The sequence below is a fragment of the Streptomyces sp. NPDC048461 genome (assembly GCF_055587105.1).
In genome coordinates this window covers 48875-75639 of sequence record NZ_JBVJGW010000033.1, presented here as the reverse complement: position 1 = coordinate 75639, position 26765 = coordinate 48875, and the positions used below count along the sequence as shown (strand labels likewise).

Genomic DNA, 26765 nt, shown 5'->3' with positions numbered 1-26765 from the left:
AGCCTCGGTCAGCGATCTCCGATCGCCTTCGAGAACGCCTTCCAAACAACATCAACTACCCTGGCCCGAGCCGCATAGACGTGTTCAAAATCCGGGGTCAAGGCCCACCGGCCGGTCGGGGGAGAAGACCTCACTTTCCAGGGTGTCGACGTCACCGGCGAAGGCATCGGCCACTTCGACGTAGCGGTGGACGACCCGGTCCGCGACCGCGTGCAGGACAGCCGCGGGCCCGCAGCCGAACTGCCGCGGGTCGTCCTGAAGCTGCTGGCGTACGCCGTCCAGGGACGGGGCGCTGCCGTGGCGGACGGTGATCGCGTACCCGGGGCCGGCGAAGACCATGACCTCCTCGGTGTCGACGATCTCGCTGGTCGTGGTGACTTTTTCGTGGTCGACGTAGACGATCGTCTTCAGGACGAGGAACAGCATGTCGCCGTAGCGTTCCAGCTTCGGCCGCTGATGCGCGTGGACTGCGTCCTCGACCGCGAGCGGGTGCAGGCCGAACGCCTCGGCCACCTCCTGCAGCTGCTCTTCGCTCGGCTCGTACAGGCCGATCTATGCGAACCGGCGCGCATCGGGGTCTATTCGCTCCATGATTCCGCCCAGGTTCCCCTGGCCCGGAATCCGCTTCCCGTGCTCATACAGTGCGCAGTCCACTACTGCCGACGGCAGGCCCGCGCTGTCACCGCTGTGCTGCACTGCCACGTGATGCCCCTTGTTTCCGTCGAACGTGTAGGGAGGCAACCTACCCCCGGGCAGAGGGGCATCACCTCGCGGGTCTTCTGCGCCTACGGGTGCGGGTGCTGGTGGTTTACGCCGATGGCGGCGGCGCATCGGGCGGCAAGCGCCAGGGGGTCGGGCGGCCTGGCGACCGCGAGGCGGTACGGCCGGCGCTCGCAGTCCACCGCGCGGGCACCGGTGCGCTTCCTACGGGAGGCCTGAAGCCGTTGAGTGCTCCCGAATCAATGCCGACTGGCAGGAGCGAGCCGATTCGGGGTGGGGGCTCCGAGTCGGCGTTGCTGGCGGGAAGGGCTCTCGTCCCTGTGTTTGCCTCTGCGCGGCGTGCAGGAACAGCGCTTGTACGGCCCGGTAGGGCGGCGCGGGTCGGCGTCGCGTCGTGCGCTGCCGCGTGCCGGGGTTCCCCCTGCCCCGATCCCGTGCCTATATTTGTCGCACGACAATAGTTGCGCGTGCGGGATAAATCCGGAAGGCGGCGTCCCGCCACAGTGCCCGCCTTGAGGCGGGGAACGTCAAGGACTGTGAGGGACCTGAGTGAGCAGCAGTACGGCCGACGTGCGGAAGCGTGTCACAGAGGCGCTCCACGGGAGCGCTGAGGAGATCGCGGACCGGTGGGTGCGGCTGCAGCTGGAGCGGTCCGACCCCGGAACAGGTATCGGTGAGCGGGAGCTCCGGGAGGAGGCCGACGCCCTCATCGCCGCCCTCCTCGCGGGCCTGGGCACTTCGCTGCCGGTGAAGGAGGTGGTGGTCTCTCACGCCGACCTGAACCGCGCCGTGACAGGCCTGTCCCTGCGCAGAGCGCGGACGGGTGCCACGCCGACGTCCACCTCCCTTGCGGTCCTCGCCCTGAAGGAGGCGCTGCTGGAAGCCGTCCAGCACACCACACAGGATGCCGGAGACCTCTTCGCCGCCGCGCTGTTGATCAACGAACTCCTCGACGCTGCGGGGGCCTTGTCCTTCGCCACCTACGTCGAGGGACGAGAGGAGATCATCCGTCGCCAGAGTCGGCAGCTGCTGGAGGCGTCGACCCCGGTGATACGGCTGTGGCATCACATTCTCGCCGTCCCCCTGATCGGCACCCTTGACACCGTGCGGTCCCAGGTGGTGATGGAGGCCCTCCTCGGGGCCATCGCCGAGCACGAGGCACAAGTCGCCATCATCGACATCACCGGCGTCCCGACAGTGGACACCGCGGTGGCCGAACACCTGGTGCACACCGTCCGCGCGGTGCGTCTCATGGGGGCGGACTGCATCATCAGCGGCATCCGGCCGACGATCGCGCAGACCATCGCACACCTGGGCATCGACCTGTCCAGCATCGTCACCAAGGCCACCCTCGCCGACGCCCTGTCCGCGGCACTGCACATCACGGCCGCGGACGGGCCGGACCCCCGCACCCGGGTGGCTTTGTGACGGGCCGTCCTGCTGCCGCCGTCCCCATCCTGCGCCTGGGCGACGTCCTGCTCACCGGTCTCCTCGTCGATCTCGATGACAGAGCCGCAACTGCCTTCAGCGGGGAACTCGCCGAACACATCACGGCCGAGGGGGCCCGCGGGGTGCTGATCGACATTTCCCGTCTGGAGATCATCGACTCCTTCGCCGCCCGTACGCTCATGGAAGTCACCGCCATGGCCCGCCTGATGGGAGCCCGGGTGATCGTGGCCGGCATGCGGCCCGCGGTAGCCGTCACCCTCATCGAGCTGGGCCTGGAACTCACCGGTGTCGAAACGGCCGTCCACGCGGAACAGGCCATGGCCGTTCTGGGATGGCATTCGAGCCAGCAGCCCCTGAAAGGGGCCCTATATGACACAGCGAGCTGACAGCCCCCCCGCCCCCACAGCCCTCCCCGGCCTGCCACCGGTTTCCGCCGTCCCCGACACACCCCTGCACGTCGCCCTGCGCACGGAAGAAGATCTGCTGTCGGTGCGACACGCCGTGCGCGCCGCGACCCTGGAAGTCGGCTTCGGGATCGTGGACCAGACCCGAGTGGTCACCGCGGTCAGTGAGTTGGCCCGCAACGCCTACGTTCACGGCGGCGGCGGGACCCTGCTCATCGAGTACCCGCGCCACGACGGCAGGCAGGGGCTGCGGCTGACGATAAGCGACAGCGGACCCGGCATCCGTGACGTCGAGGAAGCCCTCACCGACGGGTTCACGACCGGGGGCGGACTCGGCCACGGTCTGGGTGGCGCCAAACGCCTGATGGACGATTTCACGGTACGAACCACCCCCGGCCAAGGCACGACGGTGACCGTCACCCGGTGGGCCCGCCCGTGACTCTGACGACCGCAGCTCCTACCGCGTACACCCGCATCGACCACCACAGCGCCGTTCACGTCGCGGCGCAGGCCGCACGCGCCGCAGCACTGGAGTGTGGCCTGACCGGCGCCCTCCCGGACCAGGCGGCGGTCGTTGCCTCCGAGCTGGCGAGCAACATCGCCAAGCACGCCACCGACGGCGCCCTGTACATCCATCCGCTCCCGCTGGGCGGCGGCCTGGAGATCCTCGCCGCCGACCACGGCCCCGGCATGCCGGACCGGGCACGCTGTCTCACCGATGGCTACAGCACCACGAGCACCCTCGGCGCCGGCCTCGGCGCCGTCAGCCGTATCGCCACGACCTTCACCATCGAGACCCGGTCCGGCACCGGGGCCCTGGCGTGCGCCCGGCTCACCCCGCCCGGCGACCGTCACACCGCACGGCAGGACTCGGGACTGGTCAGCGTGCCCGCCGACGGCGAAACGCGCTGCGGTGACGCCGCCGCAGTCCTGGACACCGATACCGCCCGTACCGCTGCCGTCATCGACGGACTCGGCCACGGCCCCGAAGCAGAAGAAACGGCCCAGGCCGCCCTGCGCTCGTTCCGCAAGACCGTGGAACAACCCCTTTGCGACATCGTGACCGCCATGCACCGGACACTGCGCCATACCCGGGGCGCCGCGGTCGCCGTCGCCCGCCTCCACGCCGGGCACGCCGAGTACAGCGGCATCGGCAACGTCCGCATGGTTGTGCTCTCCCCCCATGAGGTGCACGACCGGGTGACCGGGCAGCCCGGCATCGTCGGCTGGCGCAGGCCCACCCCAACGACGCGGCAGCAGCCCCTTCCCGAGGGAGCCGCCGTCGTCCTGCACACCGACGGCATCGACACGCGCTGGTCGCATGCGCCTGCGGAGTTCCTGCTGCGCCTGCCACCGCCCCTGCTCGCGGCAGCGATCGTGCACCGCCACCGGCACTCCCGGGACGATGCCACGGTACTGGCGGCATGCCCCCAGCAGGTGATGCCGTGAACGAGAACCGCTACTCCACGCCAGCAGAGTTGCGGCAGGCGGTGCGCTCACTGGCCCGGGCCCACCACCTGCCGGCGGATGTCCGGGGGCGCTTGACGCTCTCGGTTACCGATCTTGCCGCGCCCGAGTTCCGTGCCGGACGCCCCGTCACCCTGACCGCCTCGTGTGAGAACGACCCCGCTGGCGGAAGAGTCCTGGCCGTCACCTTTCAGGGCTCCCGCTCCGCCGGCCCCCTGGAAGCCGGCAACCTGCCTCTGCCCGCGCCCGCAATCACCGACCGCTCGGCCACGTGGCACATCCTGACCCCTGCAGCAGAATTCCCCTGCGCGGGCATCCAGTGCCTCACCCCCTTGCCGGTCGACTCGCCGATCGGGCCAGCGGCCGAATCCCGCGACAGCGACGAGGAACTCCGGGCCGCCTTCGCTCTCGCCGATTCCCTCGCCGCCGGCCACCGGCTCCTGAAGCACGAGCTCGCCGAGACCAACGCCGGAGTCGTGGCCCTCTACGTGCAGCTCGAAGAGCAGGACGAGCAGCTACGCCAGGCCCATGGACAAGTCCTGCAGGAGCTCGAGGACGCCCTGCGGCCGCCGCCGCCTCGGATCCCCGGTCTCGACCTTGCCGTGCACTACGCCCCCGCCGATCCCGGCGCACCCACCGGCGGTGACCTCTACGACTGGTTCGTCCTCCCCGACGGAACGCTCCACATCACCATCGTCGACGCGGTCGGCCACGGCGTACGGAGCACCCGCAGCGCCCTCAACGTCACCCACGCCGTGAGAACCCTGGCGCTTGAAGGCCATCCCCTGCAGTCGATCCTGGCCCGCACCCACGACATCCTCATGCCCCTCGACCCGCGCCTCATGGCGACCGTGCTCCTGGCCCGGATCGACCCCGCGACCGGAGAACTCCAGCTCGCCAACGGAAGCCACCCACCCGCCCTGCTCGTACGCTCCGACGGAACCGCGCAGTACCTCGAGGTGCGAGGCCGGGGCATCGGGTTCCCCTGTCCGGGGAGCGATCGCGTGCTGAGCGCCCGCCTGGACCCGGGAGACCTCCTTCTCCTCTACACCGACGGCCTCACGGAAAGCCGCAAAGACGTGGAAGAAGGAGAGGTCCGGCTTGTCCAGGCAGCGCAGACCCACGCCCACCTGCCCCTGGCCGGCATTCCCCACGCCATCGCCGCCGACATGCACACCATCGTTCTCCACGCCGACGACACCCTGGCCATGGCCTTGCGCATCACCTTCCCGCATCGAGAAGACGAGAGACCCACTCCGGGTGCTTTGCCTCCGGGCGTTACCCGGCCGGAGACTCTCGGCTAGCCTCATACCCAGCGGCAGAAGCCGCTGGAGCAGCCCGTCCCGCTCCGAGCAGGCCCGGCCACCCCCGCACCAGGCGCCAGCCGGCCCCAGTTCGTCCACCGAGAGGTACCCACAGGTGCTTGACAACGAGGCGACTGACAAACAGGCATTCAGCTCTCAGAGTGAGCAAGTGCCCCGAACTGTGCCATCCGTCCGCCACGACCAAGTGGCTCTTGAGGCGTGCACGCTCCTGGAAATTCTGGAGGTGCTGTGGGGCCGAGGCGGAGAAGTCCCCGACCTCTCCCCGGTCTCACCCTCGCAGCTGCGCGCGCTGACGGTGATCGAGAAGTGGGACGGCGTCAACCTGCGCGACCTCGGCATAGCGCTCGGATCCACGTCCCCCTCGGTCAGTCGCCTGTGCGACCGGCTGGAAGCCGCCGGCCTCATCCATCGCTCCCGCGCTACAGGCAACCGCCGGGAAGTCGAACTGAGGCTGAGCCCCGGCGGGCACAGGGCGCTCGCGCAGATGCGCGTCTGGCGGTCGAGCGAAATCGAGACCGTCCTGGCGAAGATCCCCGAAGCCGATCTCGGAGCGCTCGCCGAAAGCCTGCAGACCTTCCGTACCGCGGCGCTTCTCCACATAGGCCCCGACGAAGAGGTACGCGGCGATGGCCGCGAGAGCGCCTGACCGGCTCGCATGGCAATGCAGGAAGAGATCGTCGTGCGAAAGGCACTTAACGGGGAGGCGCGCGGCTCGCTGTACAGCGCGAAAACCAGGCCGGTAGCGCGCCTGAACCGCCACGCCGACTGGCGGGCACACGCGGGTCATGAGGGAAGAGGCTATGAACAACCGTTGCGACGTCTGGCTCGGCGCCGCGGAGAGCGCACTGCGGGCCGCACCCCCCACCGCACTCCTCCCGGCGGCCAGTGAACTGCTGGCCACCTACGTGCAGGCGAGCGAGGTCACGCTCCTGCTCGCGGACTACGGCCTCTCCGTGCTGCAACCGGTCACGCGGCTCCCGCACACCGGATCCCAGGTACCCGTCCGCGACGGGACCCCCGCCGGAAGGGCGTTCACCGCCCAGGCCCCGGTCGTGGAAGTCACCGACGAACCCGGCATCGTGATCGCCCACCTCCCGGTCACCGTTCGAGGCGACCGCCTGGGCGTCCTCTCCGCTCGCCTTCCCGAGCCTGTCGAAGGCGCCCCCCGCATGCTGGAACTCGCCGCCTTCGCCACAGCCCTGGGGCACGAACTGATCGTGGCCGAACGGGAAACCGACCTCTACCTGCAGGCCCGCCGCCGCCGACGGCTCACACTGGCCGCCGAAATGCAGTGGCAGCTCCTCCCCGGCCGCGGTCTGAGCCGGCCGGAATACACCCTCGGCGCCCACCTGGAGCCCGCCTACTCCATCGGCGGCGACAACTTCGACTGGAGCACCACCGACGACACCCTCACCGTCACCTGCACCGACGGCCAGGGACACGGCATCGACGCCGCCCTGCTGACCAGCCTCACCGTCAGCGCCCTGCGCAACGCCCGCCGGGCAGGAGTCCCCCTCGACCAGCAGGCCTGCCTCGCGAGCGAAGCCGTCTACGCCCAGTACGGAGGAAAGCAGAGCGCACCGTCGCTGCTGCTGCGCTTCGATCTGAGCACCGGTTCCGCTCACGCGGTGGACGCGGGGTCACCCCATGTGTTCCGGGTGCGTGACAGCCTCGTGGAGCAGGTGGTCTTCGAAACGCAGACGCCTCTGGGGATGTTCCAGGAGACCGAGTACCGTGAGCAGCCCTTCACCGTGTCCCCGGGGGACCGTCTGGTGATCGTGAGCAGCGGCGTTCACGGTGCGCCGGGCGAGGACGGCCTTACCTTCGGTGAACGCGCCCTGCGCGAGACGATCGCCGCCACCCAGAGGTCATCCCCGCACGAGACCGCCCGGGCCCTTGTCGACGGGCTCGTGCAGCACCACGGGGGAATCGATCTCTCCGACGATGCGGCAGTGGTCTGCCTGGACTGGACAGGAACACGGCAACCCACCGACGGCTGAACGCCTCGGCCCTGCATGGCAACGGCCGGCGCCGGGAGCACGTGCATCCTCGGCCGCGATGAGCTCTTCATCAACGACGCTCTCCTCCATTCCGCCACAAAGGGCCGCGGACTCACTGCTCGCGGTCAGCGGAGGCGGACTCGCATGCCCGGCTGAAGGCACGCAGACCGTCCAACAGCTCCCGGCACTGCTCGGGAGGTACACGCACGAGAACGTCGCGGACAGCCCGGCAGCGCTGCTCGGCCAACGCCTCGATGGCCTGCTGCCCCTGAGCCGTCAGCGTCAGGACGATCTCGCGCCGGTCGGAGTCACCGCGGTCGCGGCGCAGCAGCCCGGCAGCCTCAAGCCGGTCGCACAAACGGCTGGTGGCGGGCGTCGTCGCGTCGATATCCTCCGCAAGCTGCGTGAGATTGATCCGGTCTGCTCCCTGTACCGAGACCAGCGCCCGCAACTGCAGAGCCGACAAGCGCGGAGGGATACTCTGCGCCGACCTCTCCCAGAGGCTCATCAAAGCCCCCGCGGCCTCAGCCACCTCGCAGGCCGTCTCGTACAGGGAATCCTCGGGCGGTTCCACGCGGCTCACAGTGGTGTCACTCCCTGTAGGCAGGTGCATGTCCCTTCGGGAAAGGCACCGCCGGCGACAGGTATCTATCTGAACGGATACGCCTCGTCTGCCCTCTTTCACGAAAGTATCCCCGCTGGACGACCTCAGCGCGCCCCCCGCAGCAGCGGGCGCGCCGGGTGTCCTGCACGAGCTCTCAGGTTCTGGCCTACCGCCCGAACCAGTCCAGGCACAGGACCATCGCATCGTCATCGGCGTCGGCAGCCCGGTAGACCGCCAGCTCCTCGAGGATCGCCCGCGGTACCGCGGCCGCCGGCAGCAGGCTGGTGGCCTGGATCGCCCGGGCCAGAGCACGTTCGCTGTACGCCTCGCCACCCGCGCTCGCAGCCGCGTAGACACCATCGCTCACGAAGATCAACCGGTCCCCGGGCAGAGCCTGGAACTCCTGCGCGGTGTAAGGGGACTCCTCGAACATGCCCAGGGGGAGCTGTGCCTCGAACTCGAGGCGCTCGACGCATCTGTCCCGGTAACGCCACAGCTGCGGAGACCCGGCATCCACCACCTGTCCCCGCCCGGTGCCCAGCTCGAAGCACAGCAGGAGGGTGGATACGTACTTCTGCCCCCGGTACTGCGCGTAGACGGCCTGATCGGCCAGCGCCGCCTGGTCGGCGATACCGATACCGGCCCTCCGGGCGTTGCGCAGCGCGTTGATCGCGAGATTCGTCAGCAGCGAGGCCTGGATCCCCTCGCCCATGCCGTTGGTGACCGTGAGGGTGAGGGTTTCGGCCGTGGTGGACCAGTCGAAATTGTCCCCGTGGATGTCGTACGCCGGCTCCAGCTGGGCCCCGATGGCGTATTCCGGCCGGGCGCAAGCCCGTGCCGGCAGCAGCTGCCACTGCATTTCGGCCGCCAGGGTGAGACGGCTGGCACGCCGTGCCTGGAGATACAGGTCGGTATCACGTTCAGCGACGATGATCTCGTGCCCGAGCAGCTCCGCCAGATCCGTCAGCTCACCAACCGTCGACGAGGTGCACGCCTCCTCGGGCATGCGAACCGTGAGGATGCCCAGGCGGTCGCCGCGTACGGTCACGGGCAGATGAAGATCCACCGCCCCGTTTTGCGCCGCGTACTGGCCGTACGGTTCCTGACTGCCGAAAGCGCGTCCCTCGGAGCTCGCCTGAACTGGCAGAGGCTCCGACGTGTGCGGCAGAGCGGTCACCGGCTGCAGCACGCTGAGGCTGTAGTCGGCCATGAGGAGTTCGACTTCGATCGCGTGGAAATGCTCGATGAGAGCGGCCCGGACCGTGCGGAGCAGGTCGTGGGGCGCTGCCGTACGCAATGCACGTTCCACAGCCAGGAAGTTCGTCATGGGCAGGGTCATTTCTGCGAGGAGCGGGCTGGCGGATGAGCTGGCATCCGGCGGCGGCCTGGTAGGCCGAGGGCGTCTGAGCCCGGGAGACGACCCCTCCCGCGCCGGCAGACCCCCAGACCTGATCCGCTCCGAGGTCCGGATGTTGTGCACCCTCTTCATAATTGTCATGCGACAACTATTAACTCTACCGCTTCTTGTCGCTCAGGAACGGGGGAGGGGGCAACAGGGTTTCTGGGGATCCACCGACGCTGAGGCAGCGCGAGTTCGCGGCTCGCACCGAGGCCGCCCCGGCCTGATCCGTCGCCGAATTGACCACGTGAAGAGGCCGCAGGGCGGCGGTCCCTCTTCCCCGCTCATGCCTCGTACTCCTCAGATGTCGGCGGCCGACGCAATACGGGCGCAGCGGTCACTCTAGAGGGTCGGCGACAACCCTTGTTGTCATGGGGTCAACCCAGGGCCTGAATGCCAGTACACCTGGCGAGAAGCCAAGCTCGAAGAGCCGGCCGCGGTCACATGCGGTGGCCGGCCTGCTCCCCGGATCTCGACCGTCCAGCTACTGGGTTACCCCCGTCCATGCCGGAGGCGGAGCTGGCAAATGCCCCGGCCTGCCTGTGTCTCCTAGTCCGCCTTGTTGCCGCGGTCGTCGTCGGGGCGGCCGCGGTTGGACGATCGGCTGGTGTTGAACGGGATCGTGTGGAAGCTTCGGACGGGCACGGCATGGCGTGACGTGCCGGCACGGTACGGGCCTTGGCAGACCTTGTATACGCGTTTTCGCAGGTGGGCGCTTGATGGGACGTTCACGCGGATGCTGGCCGCGGTCCAGGCCGAGAAGGACGCGGCCGGCGACATTGACTGGGGGTCAAGGGGTCGCAGGTTCAAATCCTGTCGTCCCGACTTTTCGAAGTCGCAGGTCAGGGGCCGTTTCAGAGCAATCTGAAACGGCCCCTTGATCGTTTTTGGGGACCAGTTGGGGACCAGCGCGCTCAGTGTGGGTCAGACGGCCGTGACTGGCAGCGAACGGGGTGCACGGAGCACCATGAGGTGCGCAGAAAGCGCCGCACCAGCTGCCGTGATCTGGCCGGCGTCGGGGTGCAGGTAGCGCTGAGTGGTGGTCAGCGAGCCGTGTCCGGCGATCTTGCGCAGGACATGGAGGGGGACGCCTGCGTCGGCGAACCAGGTCAGCCCGGCGTGGCGCAGGTCGTGTCGCCGAAGGTGCTCGAAACCGAGCTCTGTGACGACGTTGTCCCAGTGGGTGGCGTCGCGCAGGACGGCGGTGGAGATGCGTCCGCCGCGGGGGCCGAAGAAGATCCGGGCGTCTGGGCTGTTGCCGGCCGCGAGCAGGCGTTGGGCCACCATCGGCCGTACCTCTTCGATGAGGGGTACCTTGAGGGCGCGCTTTCCCTTGGTGGCCTTGTCGACGAGCCCGCCTCGGGCGGGGGTGGTCTGCCTTCGTACGGTCCAGATCCAGGTGTCGGTGTCGATGTCCTTGACGCGGACTCCGGAGACCTCGCCGATGCGGGCTGCCGTGGACGCGGCGAAAGTGATCACGTCGCCCCAGCCCTGGTACTGGCCGTATGAGCGAGCGACCAGGGCCTTGGCGAGGGCCTGGAGGGTCTCCCAGTCGGGCAAGGCGAGCGCACGCGGGTCGTTCAGCTCGTCCTCGACCTGCTGGTACTGGCGCTGCCAGCCGCTGACGCGCGCGGGGTTGACCTTGATGAGCCCGTCTCGAACGGCCTGCTCCATGACGCGAACGAGGACGGCGATGGTGCTTTTCACGGTGGAGCGGCTGTACTCGTCAGCGATCCACCGGTAGACGGTGTGGTCCACCGCACCGTTGGTGATCATCCGAACCGGTAGATGCCCGAGGGAGGGCACTACGCGCAGACGCCAACCGGCCATATAGGGGTCGAGCGTCTTGAGCTCCAGCCCTCGAAGCGCGAGGTTCATGTTCGCGGTGCCGTAGTCGGCCAATGGCATGGTGGCAAGCGACGGGTTGATGCCGGCCTGGGCGGCCTCGACCAGGGCCGAGATCCACTCTTGGGCCTCGTCCTCGGTCGCCTTGGCCTCGGAGATGGACTTGCGGGACTTTGTCGCGGGGTCCCACCAGCGCACCCGAGCTCGGTAGGGCGAAGGCCGGTTGGGTCGGTATTCGACATCAGCGGTGAGGCGGACGCCAACCGGCACGGCCTCGACGGCGGAAGCAGGTGTCGCTATCGCCATGTCAGGCCGCCTGTTCGGGATCGACACGGCGACTGCGCAGCCAGTGTTCGACGGCAATCGCGCTGTACAGGGTGACGCGATCGGATACATGGACGAACGGCGGCCCTTGCAGGGGGCGGGCAGTGCGCCAGCGACGGAGCGTGGAGGGATCGAGGTTCAAGATGCCCGCGAGTTCATCGGTCGTTAGCCATTTGCCGGTGACCAGGTCGAGGGAAACGTTTCGTCCGCTCTTCGCGGATTCCTGGGATGACATGAGGTCCTTGCGATGGCGCAGAACGCCGATCGGGCGAGTCGGTGCAAGAAGCAGGTTGGTCACGCTCCCCTGGGCGAAGGAATGGTGGGACGACGACCATAGAGGGAACGTTTGAAAAGTCCAACGAAAAGCCACCGGATTCGCACATGGAGAACAACTCCTGCGGCGGTGCGGCTGGCTTAGGGTCCATCCGAGGTACCGGTTGCTCTCGAGGTTCTGTGGCTCACTGAGTGATCACTGCGCCCAACAGGACCCATTCCGCCCTGAGCTGGAAGACATCCCGTTCGAGCTGTGGCGTGGTGTTGGCTTGCTGGAAACGGTCTTGGGCACTGTGGTGCTTCCGTAGCAGAGCGGGGTTAGGGATTTCGAGATCGAAGATGTGCCATCGGACGGCAAATACCTTTTCGACTAGGGGGAGGGAGTGGTGCGGTGGAGCTTCGATCGTCTACGCGATCCCCGGTTTCCGAAACCGGGGATCTCCAGCTATATTCCACCGTGGATCGGCCGCAAAGTCGGTTAAATTTGGCCAATCGTCAGTTTTGGTGTTGGCCGCAGGCTAATGGGTGACTTGGATCAGTTCCCTGTAGTTCGCTACTTGGGGTGATCGGCACGCATGAGGTCGGGCCCCGGCTGAACGGCCGCCCGGCGGGTTCTTCGTCTGTCGCTGGTGCAGCAGTTACACCCATCCTGATCAGCGGGGAAGGCGGTCCGTACAACTCGCCGGAGGGGACTGGTCCGGAAATGGTCCGGATCTTGGTTCGCGGGTTCCTGGGGTGACGGGGCGGGGTGTGCGCCGCACTTGGACGGCGCGAGACCGTCTCCGCCCGAGGGGGCGTTCGGTGCACTGGCTGTCGGTCAGGACGCGCCAGGTCCTGTCGGGCGAGCTTGACGGCGGAGACGAGGAAGATCTCGGCCTGCAGGGGAATGGTGACGGTGCCGGGTGCCGGCCTCATTGGGCGACATGCTTGCGATGTGTGATGCAAGCCACATGGGGTTCCTGTCGGCAATCGGGGCGCTGTTCCGCTCAAGTCACCGAGAGCAAGCGAACCGACAGGAGCATCACATGAAGCACCGCATCGTCGTCCTCGGCGCCGGCTACGCCGGGGCCTACGTGGCCGGGACCCTGGCCCGTCGGCTGTCCCCGGCGGATACCGAGATCACCGTGGTCAACGCCGAGCCGGAGTTCGTCCAGCGGCTGCGGCTGCACCAGCTCGCGGCCGGCCAGGAGATCGAGGCCCCGAAGCTCGCCGATGTCTTCGCGGGCACGGGGATACGGCTGCGCCTGGCCCGGGTCACCGCCGTCGACCCCGAGCGCCAGGTCGTCGCCGTGGCCGACGCCGACGGTGGCGGCGAGCTCGGCTACGACACGCTGCTCTACGCGCTCGGCAGCAACGTGGCAGACCACGGCGTCCCCGGCGTGGCCGAGCATGCCTTCCACGTCACCAGTCGTCCGGCGGCGCTGCGCCTGCGCGAGCGCCTGGACAGCCTGAGCGGGCGGGGCGGAGGCAGTCGTGTGCTGGTCGTCGGCGACGTGCTGACCGGCATCGAGACCGCCACCGAGATCGCCGAGTCCCGGCCCGGCCTGTCGGTGTCCCTGGTCGCCCGCGGCGAGCTGGGCGCCCCGCTCTCTGCCGGGGCCCGCAGCCACCTGCGGCGGGCCTGCGACCGGTTGGGCATCACCGTCCTGGAGCACACCAGTGTCGAAGCTGTCGAAGCGACTCGGGTGCTGTGCGCCGACGGGAGCCCCCTGGCGTCTGACGCGACCGTGTGGACGGCCGGGTTTGCCGTCAACCCCATCGCCGCCGCCGCCGGGCTGGAGGTCACCGACGACGGTCGGATCGTCGTGGACCGCGCCATGCGGTCGCTCTCGCACCCGAACGTCTACGCCGCCGGCGACAGCGTCTACACCATCGGCGACAACGGACGGCCGCTGCCGATGTCCTGCGCTTCGGCCGGCTTCACCGGCATGCAGGCGATGAAGGCCATCGTGGGATGCCTGACCGGCAGCAAGACCGCGAAGGTCAAGCTGAGCTACCCGGGCAACCACATCAGCCTCGGGCGACGGGACGGGATCCTGCAGATGGTCGACAGCGAGGCGCAGGCCAAGCCGAAGTACGTGGGCGGCCGGAAGGCCGCGCGGATCAAGGCGGGCATCCTCAAGATGTCGGTGTGGACGACCTCGCCCCCGACGTTCGGCCTGCCCATGCGCAAGTGCCGCCTGGCCCCCGCGCCGGATGGGGCCGCCGCAATGGCTGCCGCGCAGCCCGCCTAGAGTAATCCCCGTGGAAAGCACCGCCATTGACCCCTTCGACACCGGTCGGTTCGAGGCCAGCCGCAACCGGCTGGCCTCGCTGGCGTACCGGCTGCTGGGATCCGCCGCCGACGCCCAAGACGCCGTGCAGGATGCGTTCACGCCGAACACAAGGCGGAGGCTGCTTTCCGTCAGCATCTGGCCGAGACGATGCGGCGCGGGACGCATGACCCGGGCGCGCTCCTATGGGTGGATCCACCCGGTGAGAAGCTCGACCACACCACTCGCTATGGCCAGAGCAACCGGGGTGAGCGCCCCCAGCCCCACATACTGCATTTCGCCTCGTTGGCGACCATAGTGGTCAATCCGTTGACCAGACGGGAGTACTGCCGCTGTGAAGGGGTGATCTCTGAGGCACTCGAATGTCCACCCACGCCGTGGTCGCCTGGCTGGACGCCACCGCTGGTCTTGGCAAGGGCGAATGGCCGGTCTCGCGTTGCCCGTGCCGCGGAATTGAATTACCGCTGGCGGATGCGTCATGTGCCCGTCACCGGGCTGCTCCGGCGTCCGAGGAGTTCCGCGAGACCGCGTCGGGTGGCTGCGATCACCACGCGGTCCTGAGCTTTGAGGACGTAGCCGGGGTGGAGATCCCAGACGAGGCCCGGGAAGGAGTCGCGGTCACCGTCCGGTGTCGATGCCAGGTCCGGGCGCCGCTCGTCGGGAGCCGCGGTGTCGAGGGCGATGACGCGCCAGGCTCCGGGTCGGAAGGACTCCGCGACGGTCCTTCCTTCGAGCTCTCGGTGGCCGGTCACCTCCACCGCGGCGAACACCAGGACGCGGCGTTCCACGGGTATGGCTCCCAGGATCTGCCGGCCCATCATCGCTCCGGCGAAGGCGGGCGCCGCGAGGTGGGTGACGCTGCGGCTGCGGGTGAGGGCCTCGGGGTGGGCCGTGCGAAGGGTGCGGTACACGGCAGTCGCGAAGTCGTCGTCGTACAGGCGCAGAGCCACGCGTACGTCGGACCTGACGGACCGGGCGTACAACACGGCTTCGAGGTTGGTGGTGTCGGAGCTGGTCAGGGCGAGCAGAGCATGCGCCTTGTGGATACGGGCGGTCTCCAGGACCCCGTCCTCGGTGACGTCGCCCAGGACGACCGGTACGCGCAGGGTACGGGCGAGGGCGACTCCGCGTGCGTCCGGGTTCGCCTCCACGCACACCACGGGGATGTCCAGCTCGCGCAGCCGGGTCAGGACCCGTGTTCCGATCTTGCCCAGCCCGAGGAGGACCACGTGCCCGGTCAGGCCCCGGGGCGGACGCCGGAGCGCACTCGCGTTGCGGAAGGAGCCCAATGCCTCCAGGGCTGCCGCCACGAGGATCGGAAGGAGCAGCATTCCGGTCAGACCGGCGAGGATTTGGAGGATTTGTCTTCCGGTTTGGTCGTCGACGGCGGGATCGTTGATCGCGAAGATGTCCAGCAGGATCATGTAGGCGGCGTGCAGGGGATGGTCTCCGGTGACCCACCACGCCGCGACGGTCAGGGCGCCGACGGCGGCCACGAGTCCGGCCAGCGACCAGCGAAGCCGCTTGGAAAAGATCGATCCCATGGGAGGCGCCGTCGTGCTCAGTCGGCGTGCGGCCGGCACGGGCCCTTCGTGGGTGACGGTCTCCAGTGCGATGATGCCGCGGCCGGTCGCTGCGGCCACCGCGCTGTCGTCGGGGAGGAGCTGGGGCCCTTCACTCCCGCTGGCTTCCGAGCCTTCGCTGCCCGCGGGGTCGCTCGTGGTGGCGGACAGCAGCGCCAGGGTGCACAGGCCCGGATCGGCTACCTGTGCCCGGCCCGGCGGTGTGCGTTCCACCGCACGCAGCAGCAGTCCGTCCGCCTGCACCACCTTGCTGGTCCCCGCGACGGCTGTCGCGGCGAGGGCGGGTGCAGCTGTGTCGGCGTCCGACAGCACGGTGGTCGACGAGTCCAGTTCCCGCAGGTCGATACCGGGCTCCGCGACGATCGCAGCCTGGTCCAGCAGTTGTTCCAGATGCTGGCCCAGCTTGCGGTTGTACAGCCGGATCACCAGTCGCAGCCTGGGGTTGAGCCGACGCGCCACCAGTGCGGCTCGCACGTTGGTCTCGTCGTCCTCGTAGACGAGTGCGAGGGCGGCGGCGCTCACCACGCCGGCCGCGATCAGTACTTCTTCGTCCGGTTCCGTCGCCTCGAAGAACCGGATGCCCTGCGAGGCCGGGTGGTTGTCCGGGGGCGGGGCGGGTCGGCTGCGGGCAGTTGGAACCCACCCGAGGAAGCGCCGTGCGCGCTCGCGGCCCTCCCCGTCACGGGTGCCGGCCTGCGGGGCACCGCTCGGCGGGGCCACGAGGGTCACGTGCTCGCGGTAGACGCCCTCGAGCTCCGCGGCCAGCCGGTGGGCCAGCCCGTCGTCGCCGCAGACCACCATCGGCTCTGCGGAATGAGCCTGTTGGCTGGATGTGGAGAACGACACGACCCAAGGATGCACTGCCCCTGTCATACCTGGCTCCTCATCGTTGTGGCCGTCTCGGCCGGATGGCCACAGACCGATCAGCAGGGAGACGTTGTCGTGGTGGCGTGCGACGGAACGGTTGACGCTCACCTGGAAGCGGTGATCGCGGCAGTGGCACGGACGGGTGTCGGCCTGTACCGCTCCAAGCCGTGGCACGCCGAATCCGGCAATCGGCGGCAAGGTGAACCCTCACGGCGTGATCCTGCCCGCTTTCGTCGCAGGGTGCATTGCCGATTTCCGGCAGCCTTTACGCGCTCTTGATGCCGGATGCGGTCCACCGCAACCGGCATGGCACCCTTGGGCGGAGTCAAGAACACGTCAAGACTCATGGGGGAGCGCACGGTGGAGCGGACGGCTGCGGAGGAGTATCTGGCGGGATACAGAAAGATCCTGCTGGACGCCTGTGCCACCGGCCGCCGGCTCACCCGGGACGAGATCGAAGAGCGGCGGTCCGAGGGTGGGCCTTGACCCCGGATTTTGAACACGTCTATGCGGCTTGGGTCAGGGTAGTTGTTGCTGGTTGGAGGTCGTTCTCGTAGGCGATCGGGGACCGCTGGCCGAGGCGGGAGTGCAGGCGGCGGGTGTTGTATCGGGTCAGCCAGCGGAAGGCGTCGAGCCTGGCCTCGCGCTCGCTCGGCCAGGCTTTGCGGCCTTTGAGCGTCTCCCTCTTGAAGGCGGCGTTGAAGCTTTCCGCGGCGGCGTTGTCGGCGCTGGATCCGACCGCGCCCATGCTCTGCCGGACCCCTGCTGACCTGCAGATTTCTGCGAAGGCCCTGCTCGTGTATTGGGATCCGTGGTCGGTGTGCATGATCGCTCCGGTCAAGTTTCCTCGAGTCCGCTCGGCGACCATGAGGGCGTCGATGACGAGTTCTGTCCGCAAGTGATCGGCGATCGCCCACCCGGCCAGCCGGCGTGAGGCGAGGTCGATGACGGTCGCGAGGTAGAGCGGCTTCGCGCCGCTGACCGGCAGGTATGTGATGTCGCCGACGTACTTCCTGTTGACCGCGGCCGCGGTGAAGTCACGGCCTATCAGGTCCGGCGCCTTCGCTGCGGCCTGGTCCGCGACGGTGGTGCGGTGCCGGCGGCGCAGACGAACGCCCTCAAGTCCGATGGTCCGCATGATCCTGGCGACGCGCTTGTGGTTGACCGCCGGGCCGCCCTCGTCGCGGAGTTCCGCGGTGATCCTGGGGGCTCCGTAGGTGCCGTCGGATTCCTGGTGGGCCTTGCGTATCCGGGCCGCGAGCCCGGCTTCGACGGCCTGGCGGGCCGCCCGTGCTGCCGCGGTGCGACGCCAGTAGTAGAAGCTCGAGCGGGCCAGGCCGAGGGTGTCGCAGAGCCGCTTTACGCCGTGTCGGCGCTGGTGATCGTCGACGAACTGGTAGCGGGTCACCAGCGCGTCTCCGTCGCGAAATACCGGGCCGCCTTGCGGAGGATGTCTCGTTCTTCCTCGAGCTCGCGGATCCTCTTGCGGGCGGCGGCCAGCTCCGCCTGAACGGCGTCGCCGACGGCCTGTGAGGCGGCCGGCGGCGCGGAGTGGGCGCCAGGTCGGCGGCCGTCGGCGGCCCGGATCCAGTTCCGCAGCGTCTCGGTGTTCACCCCGAGATCACCGGCGACGGACTTGATCGTCGCTCCCGGCCTCGACTGGTACAACGCGACCGCGTCCGCCTTGAACTCGGCGGGGTAATGCTTCATCCCCACGGGGGACTCCGTTCTCCTGGACCATCAAGATCCAAGTGTCTCCGGTGTCCAAAACCCGGGGTCAAGGCCCGGTGTGCAGGCGGCCGAGGCCGGCCTTGCGCTGCGAGAACTCGTCCGCGCCCACCTCGCCGAGGCGCGAGCGGTCCAGGGCTCGCTGCCGACCAGGAGCCGCGATCAGTTGCTGACCGTCGTCGAGCAGGCCGTCGACGTGTTCGCCGAAGGATATGAGCGGGCCCAAAGGCTCGCGGTGCGACAAGAGGAAGCCGCTCGGCGGGAGTTCATCGACGACCTCCTGTACGGCGGCGCCGACTTGGGCCGCCTCGCCGAACGCGCTGAGAGGTTCGGATTGCGATTGTCACAGGCCCACGCGGTGGCGGTGGCCATCGGCCCGGAGCCCTATGGTGACGGCTATCCGGTCGCGCGCGGCATCGAGACCGCCGTCCTGGCCCGGTTCGGCGACCAGAGCACGCTCCTCACCACCAAGGACGGACGGCTCATCTGCGTGGCGCCGGGGGACAAGCCGGATGTTCTGGCGTTCTTCGCCAAGCAGGCGTACGCCGCAACAGACGGCGGCCGGGTTGCCGTCGGCCGTTCCCATCCCGGACCCGGTGGCGTTGTCCACTCCTATCAAGAGGCGCTGAACGCCCTCGACCTGGCGGACCGCATGGCACTGGACGACCCGGTGCTGTATGCCGCCGATCTGTTGGTCTACCCGGTGCTGGCGCGGGACCGGCAGGCCATGGCCGATCTGGTGGAGAGTACGCTCGGCCCGCTTCAGCGGGCCCGGGGTGGTGCGCAGCCCCTGGTCGACACGCTCAGCGCCTACTTCGACAGCGGCTGCGTGGCAGTGGAGGCAGCCCGACGGCTCTCCCTCAGTGTGCGCGCCCTGACGTATCGTCTCGAGCGCATCCAGACCCTGACACATATCGACCCGGGTGAGCCGTCTCACCGCTACACCCTCCAGACGGCTGTCATCGGAGCAAGACTGCTGGGGTGGCCGGCGAAGGAGTGACGGCGCGGCTCCCGAAGACGGTCGCACTCCAGCCGGTCGGCGGGCCGTGTTGAGGGGTTGCAGTCGGTCGTTGTCGAACGGGCTGAGTCAAACACAACCGGTCCGCCCGTGGGCGCTGCCGGAGTAGTACCGGTGGCGAAGGGAACAGACAGCCGTCACCCGGGGGAGTTCCCCGCCCGGCCCCCCTCGGGGTTGCACTCCTCGTGCGGCACGGAGTGGGCCACCCTTCATCTCTCCGGCGAGGCCATCGACCGCTCGCGGACTGGGGGTAGCTCTTCGCATCGCGTGCCCTTCCCGAGTCCCGGCGGCACGCCTTAGAGGTCCTGACAAAGGCGTTGGACGTGTCGGTGGGGTGATGAGGCAGGTGGCGAGGCCGAGGAAGGCTTCGTGGATGTCGCGCGTCGTTGCCCCGAGGATCTGCCGGCCCACCATGGCGCCGCCGAAGGCGGGCGCGGCCAGGTGGGGTGAAGCTGCGGCTGCGGCTGTGGGTGAGGGCGGCCCGGTGTGCTGCGCGCAGCGTGCGGTGGACGGCGGTGGCGAAGTCGTCCTCGTACAGTCGCATGGCGATCCGAAGGCCAGGTCTGACCGCGCGCGGCGGCCTCCATGTCGGTGGTGTCGGCGCTCGTGAGGGCCAGGAGCGCGCGGCGCAGCGGCCGACCGACGAGCGGGCCCCCGCCCCTCGACGCCTCCACCACGTGCATCAAAGAGGCGTAAAGATTGCCGACAGCAGGCAATGTGCGACCCCGTGACCTCCTGTCAATCTGGTGTTGTCCAGCGGGAAGCAGCAGTCAGACGGGGAGGTGCGCATGGGCTTGTTTCTGGGTCTCGGCATCGGGGGGATCGTGCTGCTCGCTGCCTCGCTGGTGTTCGGCGGGGTGCTCGAAGGGGTCTTCGATGGCGTCCTGGACGGACTGTTCGACGGGTGGCTGTCGCTGCCGGTGATCGCGGGCTTCGTCTCGATGCTCGGTTTCACGGGGGCGATCGTGCTCGAGTCCACGGGGCTTGGGCAGGGAGCGGCAGCCGCCGCGGGGGCCGTGGCCGGGGCAGGCACTGGCTGGGCGACATACCGCTTCAGCCGGGCCCTGCTCCGGGGCGGCGACGGCAGCGCCCCGCACCAGGCGGACCTCGTCGGTTCGGCGGGGCGGGTGGTCACCGCCATCCCGGCCGACGGCTACGGCGAGGTACTGCTGTCGCTCGGCGGCCAGCCGCTGAAGTACGCCGCGACCGCCGACACCCCGATTGAGCGGGGAGCCGAGATCTGGGTGACGGCCACGCCGTCCACGACCTCGGTCAGCGTCCGCGCCGTCCAGCGCTGACCAGCGCTGACCAGCGCTAACAAAGCCTTCCACCTTTCGATCCTCTTTCCATCAGCCCTTGAGTCTGCCCCCTTTTCCGGGAGGCAGGGGGGAACCGCCATGAGTCCTGTTGTCACCGCGGTCGTGGGAGTCGTCGCACTCCTCGTCCTGCTAGCCCTCGTCGTCGTCACCCGCTACAAGGTCGCCGGCCCCAGCGAGGCGTTCATCATCACCGGACGCCGCGGCAAACGCTCCACCGATCCGGAGACGGGACGGATATCGACCGACAACACCGGCCAGAAGGTCGTGGTCGGCGGCGGCGTGTTCGTCGTCCCATTCGTCCAGCAGCGCTACACCCTCGATCTATCCAGCCGCCACATCCCGATCGCGGTCCGCGGCGCGGTCACCCTGCGCGGGATCAAGGCCAACCTGGAGGGCGTCGCGATCGTCAAGGTCGGCGGTACCGAGGACGCCATCCGCGCCGCCGCCCAGCGCTTCCTGCAGCAGCAAGACGGGATCGTGGGCTTCACCCAGGAAGTCCTTTCCGGCGCCCTGCGCGCCATCGTCGGCCGCATGTCGGTCGAGGACATCATCCGTGATCGCGCCGCGTTCGCGGGGCAGGTCGCCGAGGAGGCCGAGGCCAGCCTGTCGGGGCAGGGCCTGGTCCTGGACGCCTTCCAGATCCAGGACATCACCACCGAGGGCTCCTACCTCGAGGACCTCGGACGCCCCGAGGCCGCCCGCGCCAAGCAGGAAGCGGACATCGCCGAGGCCAACTCCCGCCAGGCCGCCGAACAGGCCCGCCTGAAAGCTGAGGAGGAGATCGCCGTCGCCCAGCGGACGTTGTACCTGCGGCAGGCCGAGATCAAGGCGGAGACCGACGCGGCGACCGCCCAGGCCAACGCCGCCGGCCCGCTGGCCGACGCCGACCGGCAGCAGCAGATCCTCGCCGAGCAGGAGAAGGTCGCCGAACGCCAGGCGGCCCTGACCGACCGCCAGCTCGGCACCCAGGTCCGCAAGCCCGCCGACGCCCGCCGCTACCAAGCCGAACAGGAAGCCGAAGCCTTGCGCGTCGCCCGCGTCAAGCAGGCCGAGGCCGAGCGCCTGGCGGCCATCGCCGCCGCCCAGGGCGAAGCCGAGCGGGCCCGTCTGACCGGTGAAGGCGAGAAGCAGCGTCGCTCCGCACTTGCGGAGGCCGAGGCCATCGAGGGCACCAAGCGCGGTGAGGCCGAACGCGCCCGCCGTGCGGCCATCGCCGAAGCGGTACGCCTGGAGGGCGACGCGGAGGCCGCGGCCATCTTGGCCAAGGGCGCAGCCGAGGCGGAGGCGATGCAGAAGAAGGCGGACGCCTTCGAAAGCTACGGCGACGCCGCGATGATCCAGATGATGGTCGAGGCACTGCCTCAGGTCGTGGCCAAGGCCGCCGAACCGCTGTCCGCCATCGACAAGATGACCGTCATCTCCACCGACGGCGCGAGCAAGATCTCCCGCACCGTCACCGACAACGTCGCCCAGGGCATGGAACTTCTTTCCTCCACCACCGGCGTCGACCTCGCTCAACTCCTGGGCGGGCTAACCGCCGCCAAGACGTCCGCCATGCCCGAGCCGAAATCATCCAACGGCAAGATCGAAATCGTCGGCTAGCTCGCACATCCTTGGGGCCCGCTGAGAGCGGGCCCCAAGACGCGGGCGGCGGCAGACGCGAAGCGAGGGGGGATGCCAGGTGAACTACGACCGTGAGCCGGTGTTCAAACGAAGCAAGTGGGGCACCCACAGGTACTACTACAACCCGCACAACCCCATCGGACTCACCCTGATCATCGTCTCCCTCCTCTTCGCCGGGACGACGATGCTCCTCATGGCGAACCGGGCAGGCCTGTTCGCACCGGAGCCAGCGCCCACATGGAGTCCGCCACGATACGAACACTCCTGGCCACCATCGGCGAGCACGCCCACACCTTGGCCGGCCCCGCTGCCCACCAGCCCGCCCGACTCTTGAGCGGCCAATCCGCCAGTGCGTGGCCCGAGAGCCGCCGAGCGCCTCTGAACGGTGGAGCGCGGCGACGTTCTGCTGACCCTCGCCCAGCTGCGCCCTGGCCACCCCCGCCAGCTGCAGGAGCTCCTGCAGCCGCACCAGCAGGGCACCGACCACGTACGCCGGGCACTGCGCAACCTGCAAAGCGCCGTCGCCTCCGCCGCCAGAGCCTTGAGTGTCGACAGGTCTCCCTGCTCGCCCTGCACCTGCTCCAGTCCGCGCTGGTGCACGTCAACGTGCCGCCTCTTCCTGCCGAACGGCCTGCCGCTGGGCACGCTCGTAGCCCTCGGCGAACGCATCCACCGCCTGTTCGACAGCGGCCAACAAGGGCTTGGTCCTGTCGGTCGGCAACTGCGCCAAGACCTCCTGGGCGACGACCAGGTGCTCGCGTATCAGATTGCGGAGCCCTGTTCCCGTCCCTGCCGCCCGTTCTCCCTCGGCCCGGCGCGCGTCACGCTCGGTGCGGGTGAGCAGGCGTCCCGTGGCACAGGCGTCCCGCAACATCCGGGCGTACTGCGCCAACTCCACTTCCGCAGCTTCCACTCCCGCCACCATTCCCCCTGCTCGCGGCGCCCATGACGCCTTTTTGAGGCGGGGACCAGGGTGCCACGGGAAGAGCCGCCCGCAGCCACCGGGAAGGCGGTCCGGCCGGGCCCGCGAAAGTTGCTCCGGTCCCAGGGCGCCTACCACACAGGAGCCTCAGCGGGCACGCCGTATCCAGGGGTAGCCGATGCACGGCCGCTCCTGGCCATGTTGATCCGGGGATGGTTCCCATTCCTGACGCTCGCCGACCACGGTTCCCGATTCCGCCGACCGCGCCATGTGCCGCGAGCCGCTGGTCGCCCGGCACTCGACGACATCCGGCGCCGTGATCCTCCGCGCCAGTGCCCCGCGCTGCTGGGCATCCTGGCGCTGGCGGTCATAGGGCCCCCTTCCGCCGGGGCGCCCATGGTCCATGCCAAAGTCCTCTCCCGTCTGGCACACCGCGACGGACCTGGCCGGCGGCCGCAGGACTGAAATCTTCACCAGAGCGATGGTGCGCCGAGAGGATGCAGGTAAAGATCGGCTCCGAGCGAGTGGGTGGGTACCGGCGTGTCCGTCGGGCGCAGCCCCAGTGAAGGAGGGTCCCTGTGCAACAGTCACGCTGGCGGACGTGGCGGGTCATGCACGGCCCGGGTTGCCCCGTACACGTTCACCGCGGGGAACACGAGGGCCTGGCAGTGAGTCTGCGCGGCGAGATCCATGCACAGGACGCCCCCCTCATCGGGTGCACCCTGGCCCATCTGCTGGACGGGACGCCGCAATATGTCCGCATCGACCTTGCGAATGCCGGCGAGCTGAGCGCGACCACCGTCGGGACACTGTTCTTCCCCCTCGTGGCAGCAGCGCAACCGCACGGCACGGCCATCATGGTTCACGGGACCGGGCCCCGTACCCGTGCCAGGCTCCGCGAACTGGGACTGGACCGGTACGTGGTCCACCGTGAAAGCTTCACCTGACCGGCCAACAGTCTCTCCGCGTCCAAAATCTCCCCGTGACGGGAGCGCCACTCGGCGACGCGCGAAAGCAGCATCTCGACGCGGTGCCGGCCAAGCTTGCCGCTGACCTGGATCACCGGAAGCCCTCCGCTCTCGCGCCTCCTTCAACGCGCGGAGTCGCCCGAAAGCCCTTGGGAGACTACCCCCGTTCGCCGTTCCTTCGTCAGGAGCCCGTATGAGCCGCCCGCCCCGCCCCGCCCCGGCTCGAGCGGCGACGCCATCCGCCCTGCGGCAGGCACCCGGCGGCCAGCGCGCCGCCCCTGCTCTCCACTCCTCGTGATGGGCACGATCCTCACCACCACCGGGGGTGTGCTCTACACCATGCCGGGCGAGCGGCCCGGGCTGATCGCCGTCGGGGCGTTGATCGTGGCGGCCGTCGCCGCCTGTTGGTGCGGCTCCCGCCAAGGATGATCACAACCTGACACCAATGTGATTACCCCAAGGGGCGAGGGAAAGACAGCCCGCCGCCTTGGCGGTAGAGTTTCAAGAACGCGTCAAGAGTCGACGCGCGGTGTGCCGGGAAGTCTGGTCGGCGTCCTGGGGGCAGTGTGCCCTCTCTCGTCGACACTCCCGGAGGCCCACTGTCATGGCCGGCACCCACTTCCCCTTTCTGGGCCTGCTGCCGCTTCCCGAACGGCAGCCGATCATCCGCGCCCTGCACACCGAAACCGTCGGCAGCCCGGTCCTCCTCAGCGTGGACACAACGGTGGCGGACGGGAAGCACACCTGATGGCCGGTGGGGACGCCTCACTGCTCGCACCCGTCATCGTCATTGCCGCTCTGATCATCCGTACCGCGCTCACCGAACTGCGGCACCTGGGCACTGCCCGGCGCCAGTGGGCGTTCGCCACCCGCCCCGGGGCGATGGCGGCCGGTGCGACGGCCGCCGCGGCCACCTTCTTGATCGGCGCAGCCCGCTACGGCTGGGCCGCGGCCTCCTGGGCCCTGCTCATCGGGGCACTCATCGCCTTCCTCACCGGCCGGGACACCCCGGCGGCCCCCGCAACCCGCCCGAGCAAGGAGCAGCCGATGTCGGAACGACGGATCGGAAGAGTGCTGGTAGCTGTCGGCGCCCCTCTCGCCTTGGCCGGTGTGGCGATGTACTTCCTGCCCGGACCCGGCGTTCCCGTACTCATCATCGGCCTGGCCCTGCTCGCCACGGGCATCGTCATGGCCGCAGCCGGCCGGCGGTAGAGCCGCCCGGCATCGCCTGCATGCCCCGACCACTTTCGACAGGAGTGCCACGACGACGATCTGGCAGTGGACCGGCCTGACCCTCTTCTCCCTCACCCTGCTGCCCGCCGGGATCGCGATGGCCTCCGGCTGGGCGCCGGACCGGATGCGTGCCCGGCTGGCGCCGGTACGCGCCCACGGCTGGGCCCTCCTCGCCCTCTACGCCGTGGCGCCTCTGAACGCGATTCCTCGCCTGGCCGGGGCCTCCCCGCAGGTGAGTCTGGCCTTGACCGCTCTCGCCGCTCACATCGCGGGCAAGCCGATCCCCACCCTTCCCAGCACGGGCCCCCACCCCTGCGATCTCCTCACCGACAAGGAAGCCGGAGCCCTCCTCGGCATCGACCCCTCCACGATCCGTGCCTACGCCAGCACCGGCTACCTGCCCAAGGGCACCGACCGACACGGTCGGACCTGGTGGCCGCGCCACGCCGTCAACGCGCGACGCGAGGCGGGCGACCGGCGGCACCAGAATCCCGGCCAGCAGCCCGACGACCCACGCAACCGAGCGCCCCGTCCCCGCCACGACCCGCGCATCGCCGACCTTGCCCGCCGCTCACCCCTTACCACCACGGAGATCGCCCAGCGCTACGACGTCAGCGACCGCACCGCACAGAGGCTGTTCGCCGCCGCACGCCAGCACGCCAGCACGCCACAGACTGAGCACGCAGTGGTGGACCACCGTCCCGACGGAGCTCCATCACTGCGGCCTCCACGGATCCCGATTGCGCGCGGGCCCGGCATCACCACGATGCCGGGCCCGCGCCGGTGCGCTTAGCCATTGGGTGTCTCTCACCTGCGGAAACAGCCCCGGCGGTGTTCGGTGGTGCGCCGATGAGGAATGGCGAGAAGCAGCGGAGCGCACTGGGTGCAGCAATGCGCCGGTGCCGCCCCTGGGCTGCGGTTCTTTGCGGGGTGTCTCCGATGGGCAGTCGGTAAGGGGCTTGCGGGGCGTGGGCCGACAGGCCGGGCGGTCGGCGGGAGCCGGAGACGGTCAGCGCTCACGGACCGGGTCGCGAGCTGCCGTGTAGGGCTGTCTCATGCCATCCGGGGGTCCGCGCTCGCAGGCTGTCGGAGCAAGCAGCAAGCGGAGGGCGAGCACGATGACCACGGTCAACTCCTCGTCGAACCGTCTTCGGCCGTTCGCGACAGCATGGTGGCGTGCGCAGGTGGTGAACGATGCCGGACTCGTGCAGCCCCCTGAATGACGTCGTCCGCGAACTCGGCAGAGTCTCAGTCGAGATCGGTACTACCACACCCCGCACCTGATTCCCCCGCTTCGCGTCGGCCGTCTTCGACTCAGTCGGGCGACCTATTCGGGAGGTCCGCGGTGGGGGGGGCCGGCGGCGCGGCGGGCAGTGGCAGCTTGCCCGCGTCCCCGGCCGGGGGTAGGTGTGGCTGGCATT

Annotated in this window: 24 protein-coding genes and 3 pseudogenes; 18 read left to right on the top strand and 9 right to left on the bottom strand. The window is 69.1% G+C overall.

Translation table 11 applies throughout. The features are described 5' to 3' along the window. Positions 1-84 precede the first annotated feature (84 nt). The gene (locus ACZ6S8_RS35255) at positions 85-546 is read right to left on the bottom strand and encodes a CorA family divalent cation transporter (protein WP_469461963.1); all 462 of its coding nucleotides are present in this window, start codon (positions 544-546) and stop codon (positions 85-87) included. 723 nt (positions 547-1269) lie between these two features. Here ACZ6S8_RS35255 and ACZ6S8_RS35250 point away from each other — a divergent pair. The 7 genes from ACZ6S8_RS35250 to ACZ6S8_RS35220 all read left to right on the top strand — a co-directional run bounded on the left by ACZ6S8_RS35250 (position 1270) and on the right by ACZ6S8_RS35220 (position 7365). Beyond that, positions 1270-2148: an STAS domain-containing protein gene (locus ACZ6S8_RS35250; RefSeq protein ID WP_469461957.1), complete on the top strand. Its 879-nt coding sequence runs from the start codon at positions 1270-1272 to the stop codon at positions 2146-2148. Next, positions 2145-2555, top strand: a complete 411-nt coding sequence (locus tag ACZ6S8_RS35245) for an STAS domain-containing protein (protein ID WP_469461956.1) — start codon at positions 2145-2147, stop codon at positions 2553-2555. The genes ACZ6S8_RS35250 and ACZ6S8_RS35245 overlap by 4 nt, the downstream gene beginning before the upstream one ends. Then, entirely contained in the window at positions 2539-3012 is a 474-nt protein-coding gene (locus ACZ6S8_RS35240; protein WP_469461955.1) for an ATP-binding protein, read from the top strand. Before ACZ6S8_RS35245 ends, ACZ6S8_RS35240 begins: the two co-directional genes overlap by 17 nt. After that, complete coding sequence (locus tag ACZ6S8_RS35235) at positions 3009-4022, top strand: SpoIIE family protein phosphatase (RefSeq protein WP_469461953.1); 1014 nt, start codon at positions 3009-3011, stop codon at positions 4020-4022. Before ACZ6S8_RS35240 ends, ACZ6S8_RS35235 begins: the two co-directional genes overlap by 4 nt. Continuing rightward, entirely contained in the window at positions 4019-5344 is a 1326-nt protein-coding gene (locus ACZ6S8_RS35230; RefSeq protein ID WP_469461951.1) for a PP2C family protein-serine/threonine phosphatase, read from the top strand. Before ACZ6S8_RS35235 ends, ACZ6S8_RS35230 begins: the two co-directional genes overlap by 4 nt. Positions 5345-5459: 115 nt before the next feature. Next, the gene (locus tag ACZ6S8_RS35225; protein ID WP_469461949.1) at positions 5460-6011 is read left to right on the top strand and encodes a MarR family winged helix-turn-helix transcriptional regulator; all 552 of its coding nucleotides are present in this window, start codon (positions 5460-5462) and stop codon (positions 6009-6011) included. Positions 6012-6165: 154 nt separating this feature from the next. Then, positions 6166-7365: a PP2C family protein-serine/threonine phosphatase gene (locus ACZ6S8_RS35220; RefSeq protein WP_469461948.1), complete on the top strand. Its 1200-nt coding sequence runs from the start codon at positions 6166-6168 to the stop codon at positions 7363-7365. Between the two features lie 112 nt (positions 7366-7477). Here the strand turns inward: ACZ6S8_RS35220 and ACZ6S8_RS35215 are convergent, their stop codons facing one another. Further along, on the bottom strand, positions 7478-7939 hold the full coding sequence (locus ACZ6S8_RS35215) for a MarR family winged helix-turn-helix transcriptional regulator (RefSeq protein ID WP_469461946.1): 462 nt from the start codon (positions 7937-7939) through the stop codon (positions 7478-7480). A 196-nt stretch (positions 7940-8135) separates the two neighbouring features. Next, positions 8136-9296, bottom strand: coding sequence for a PP2C family protein-serine/threonine phosphatase (locus ACZ6S8_RS35210; protein WP_469461944.1), 1161 nt, complete (start codon positions 9294-9296; stop codon positions 8136-8138). A gap of 631 nt (positions 9297-9927) precedes the next feature. Between ACZ6S8_RS35210 and ACZ6S8_RS35205 the strand changes: the two genes are divergently transcribed. After that, positions 9928-10236 (top strand): transposase, encoded by a 309-nt coding sequence (locus tag ACZ6S8_RS35205; RefSeq protein WP_469461942.1) that lies wholly within the window; start codon positions 9928-9930, stop codon positions 10234-10236. A 56-nt stretch (positions 10237-10292) separates the two neighbouring features. On the opposite strand, the gene ACZ6S8_RS35200 is transcribed toward ACZ6S8_RS35205, so the two are convergent. Then, the gene (locus tag ACZ6S8_RS35200; protein WP_469461940.1) at positions 10293-11519 is read right to left on the bottom strand and encodes a tyrosine-type recombinase/integrase; all 1227 of its coding nucleotides are present in this window, start codon (positions 11517-11519) and stop codon (positions 10293-10295) included. A gap of 1 nt (position 11520) precedes the next feature. Further along, positions 11521-11835: a helix-turn-helix transcriptional regulator gene (locus ACZ6S8_RS35195; protein ID WP_469461937.1), complete on the bottom strand. Its 315-nt coding sequence runs from the start codon at positions 11833-11835 to the stop codon at positions 11521-11523. A 1000-nt stretch (positions 11836-12835) separates the two neighbouring features. On the opposite strand from ACZ6S8_RS35195, the gene ACZ6S8_RS35190 reads away from it, so the two are divergent. Continuing rightward, positions 12836-14044: an NAD(P)/FAD-dependent oxidoreductase gene (locus tag ACZ6S8_RS35190; RefSeq protein ID WP_469461935.1), complete on the top strand. Its 1209-nt coding sequence runs from the start codon at positions 12836-12838 to the stop codon at positions 14042-14044. 10 nt (positions 14045-14054) lie between these two features. Beyond that, positions 14055-14183: pseudogene (locus ACZ6S8_RS35185) on the top strand (sigma factor); the annotation flags it as partial. Positions 14184-14559: 376 nt separating this feature from the next. Here the strand turns inward: ACZ6S8_RS35185 and ACZ6S8_RS35180 are convergent. Then, positions 14560-16467, bottom strand: a complete 1908-nt coding sequence (locus tag ACZ6S8_RS35180) for an NAD-binding protein (protein ID WP_469461961.1) — start codon at positions 16465-16467, stop codon at positions 14560-14562. Between the two features lie 571 nt (positions 16468-17038). Beyond that, positions 17039-18249, bottom strand: a protein-coding gene (locus ACZ6S8_RS35175) for an IS3 family transposase (protein ID WP_469461934.1) whose coding sequence is annotated in 2 segments (ribosomal slippage) — positions 17039-17958 and positions 17958-18249 — 1212 coding nt in all. Because the reading frame shifts where the segments join, the coding sequence is not laid out codon by codon here. 70 nt (positions 18250-18319) lie between these two features. On the opposite strand from ACZ6S8_RS35175, the pseudogene ACZ6S8_RS35170 reads away from it, so the two are divergent. After that, a pseudogene (locus ACZ6S8_RS35170) lies at positions 18320-19261 on the top strand (PucR family transcriptional regulator); the annotation flags it as partial. A gap of 405 nt (positions 19262-19666) precedes the next feature. On the opposite strand, the pseudogene ACZ6S8_RS35165 reads toward ACZ6S8_RS35170, so the two are convergent. Then, positions 19667-19902: pseudogene (locus ACZ6S8_RS35165) on the bottom strand (potassium transporter TrkA); the annotation flags it as partial. Positions 19903-20067: 165 nt separating this feature from the next. On the opposite strand from ACZ6S8_RS35165, the gene ACZ6S8_RS35160 reads away from it, so the two are divergent. Together ACZ6S8_RS35160 and ACZ6S8_RS35155 are read left to right on the top strand one after the other, a co-directional pair. Continuing rightward, positions 20068-20577, top strand: coding sequence for a hypothetical protein (locus ACZ6S8_RS35160; protein ID WP_469461931.1), 510 nt, complete (start codon positions 20068-20070; stop codon positions 20575-20577). Between the two features lie 99 nt (positions 20578-20676). Next, complete coding sequence (locus tag ACZ6S8_RS35155; RefSeq protein WP_469461930.1) at positions 20677-22200, top strand: flotillin family protein; 1524 nt, start codon at positions 20677-20679, stop codon at positions 22198-22200. 622 nt (positions 22201-22822) lie between these two features. Here the strand turns inward: ACZ6S8_RS35155 and ACZ6S8_RS35150 are convergent. Further along, positions 22823-23134 (bottom strand): hypothetical protein, encoded by a 312-nt coding sequence (locus ACZ6S8_RS35150; protein WP_469461928.1) that lies wholly within the window; start codon positions 23132-23134, stop codon positions 22823-22825. A 677-nt stretch (positions 23135-23811) separates the two neighbouring features. Here ACZ6S8_RS35150 and ACZ6S8_RS35145 point away from each other — a divergent pair. From ACZ6S8_RS35145 to ACZ6S8_RS35125, 5 genes are all read left to right on the top strand, one after another. Next, the gene (locus ACZ6S8_RS35145) at positions 23812-24090 is read left to right on the top strand and encodes an STAS domain-containing protein (protein ID WP_469461927.1); all 279 of its coding nucleotides are present in this window, start codon (positions 23812-23814) and stop codon (positions 24088-24090) included. Positions 24091-24408: 318 nt separating this feature from the next. Further along, entirely contained in the window at positions 24409-24540 is a 132-nt protein-coding gene (locus ACZ6S8_RS35140; protein ID WP_469461925.1) for a hypothetical protein, read from the top strand. 175 nt (positions 24541-24715) lie between these two features. After that, the gene (locus ACZ6S8_RS35135) at positions 24716-24859 is read left to right on the top strand and encodes a hypothetical protein (RefSeq protein ID WP_469461924.1); all 144 of its coding nucleotides are present in this window, start codon (positions 24716-24718) and stop codon (positions 24857-24859) included. Further along, positions 24859-25323 (top strand): hypothetical protein, encoded by a 465-nt coding sequence (locus ACZ6S8_RS35130; protein WP_469461922.1) that lies wholly within the window; start codon positions 24859-24861, stop codon positions 25321-25323. Before ACZ6S8_RS35135 ends, ACZ6S8_RS35130 begins: the two co-directional genes overlap by 1 nt. Before the next feature lie 118 nt (positions 25324-25441). Further along, positions 25442-26137 carry a helix-turn-helix domain-containing protein gene (locus ACZ6S8_RS35125; protein ID WP_469461920.1) on the top strand — a complete coding sequence of 232 codons (696 nt, stop codon included), beginning with the start codon at positions 25442-25444 and terminating at the stop codon, positions 26135-26137. Positions 26138-26765: the final 628 nt, after the last annotated feature.

Bases quoted from the DNA above. Each gene is read 5' to 3' on its own strand.
- ACZ6S8_RS35240 (WP_469461955.1), top strand. From the start codon at position 2,539: ATGACACAGCGAGCTGACAGCCCCCCCGCCCCCACAGCCCTCCCCGGC.
- ACZ6S8_RS35220 (WP_469461948.1), top strand. From the start codon at position 6,166: ATGAACAACCGTTGCGACGTCTGGCTCGGCGCCGCGGAGAGCGCACTG.
- ACZ6S8_RS35210 (WP_469461944.1), bottom strand. From the start codon at position 9,296: ATGACGAACTTCCTGGCTGTGGAACGTGCATTGCGTACGGCAGCGCCC.
- ACZ6S8_RS35200 (WP_469461940.1), bottom strand. From the start codon at position 11,519: ATGGCGATAGCGACACCTGCTTCCGCCGTCGAGGCCGTGCCGGTTGGC.
- ACZ6S8_RS35190 (WP_469461935.1), top strand. From the start codon at position 12,836: ATGAAGCACCGCATCGTCGTCCTCGGCGCCGGCTACGCCGGGGCCTAC.
- ACZ6S8_RS35180 (WP_469461961.1), bottom strand. From the start codon at position 16,467: ATGGTGGTCTGCGGCGACGACGGGCTGGCCCACCGGCTGGCCGCGGAG.
- ACZ6S8_RS35160 (WP_469461931.1), top strand. From the start codon at position 20,068: ATGGGCTTGTTTCTGGGTCTCGGCATCGGGGGGATCGTGCTGCTCGCT.
- ACZ6S8_RS35155 (WP_469461930.1), top strand. From the start codon at position 20,677: ATGAGTCCTGTTGTCACCGCGGTCGTGGGAGTCGTCGCACTCCTCGTC.
- ACZ6S8_RS35140 (WP_469461925.1), top strand. From the start codon at position 24,409: ATGGGCACGATCCTCACCACCACCGGGGGTGTGCTCTACACCATGCCG.
- ACZ6S8_RS35135 (WP_469461924.1), top strand. From the start codon at position 24,716: ATGGCCGGCACCCACTTCCCCTTTCTGGGCCTGCTGCCGCTTCCCGAA.
- ACZ6S8_RS35130 (WP_469461922.1), top strand. From the start codon at position 24,859: ATGGCCGGTGGGGACGCCTCACTGCTCGCACCCGTCATCGTCATTGCC.
- ACZ6S8_RS35125 (WP_469461920.1), top strand. From the start codon at position 25,442: ATGGCCTCCGGCTGGGCGCCGGACCGGATGCGTGCCCGGCTGGCGCCG.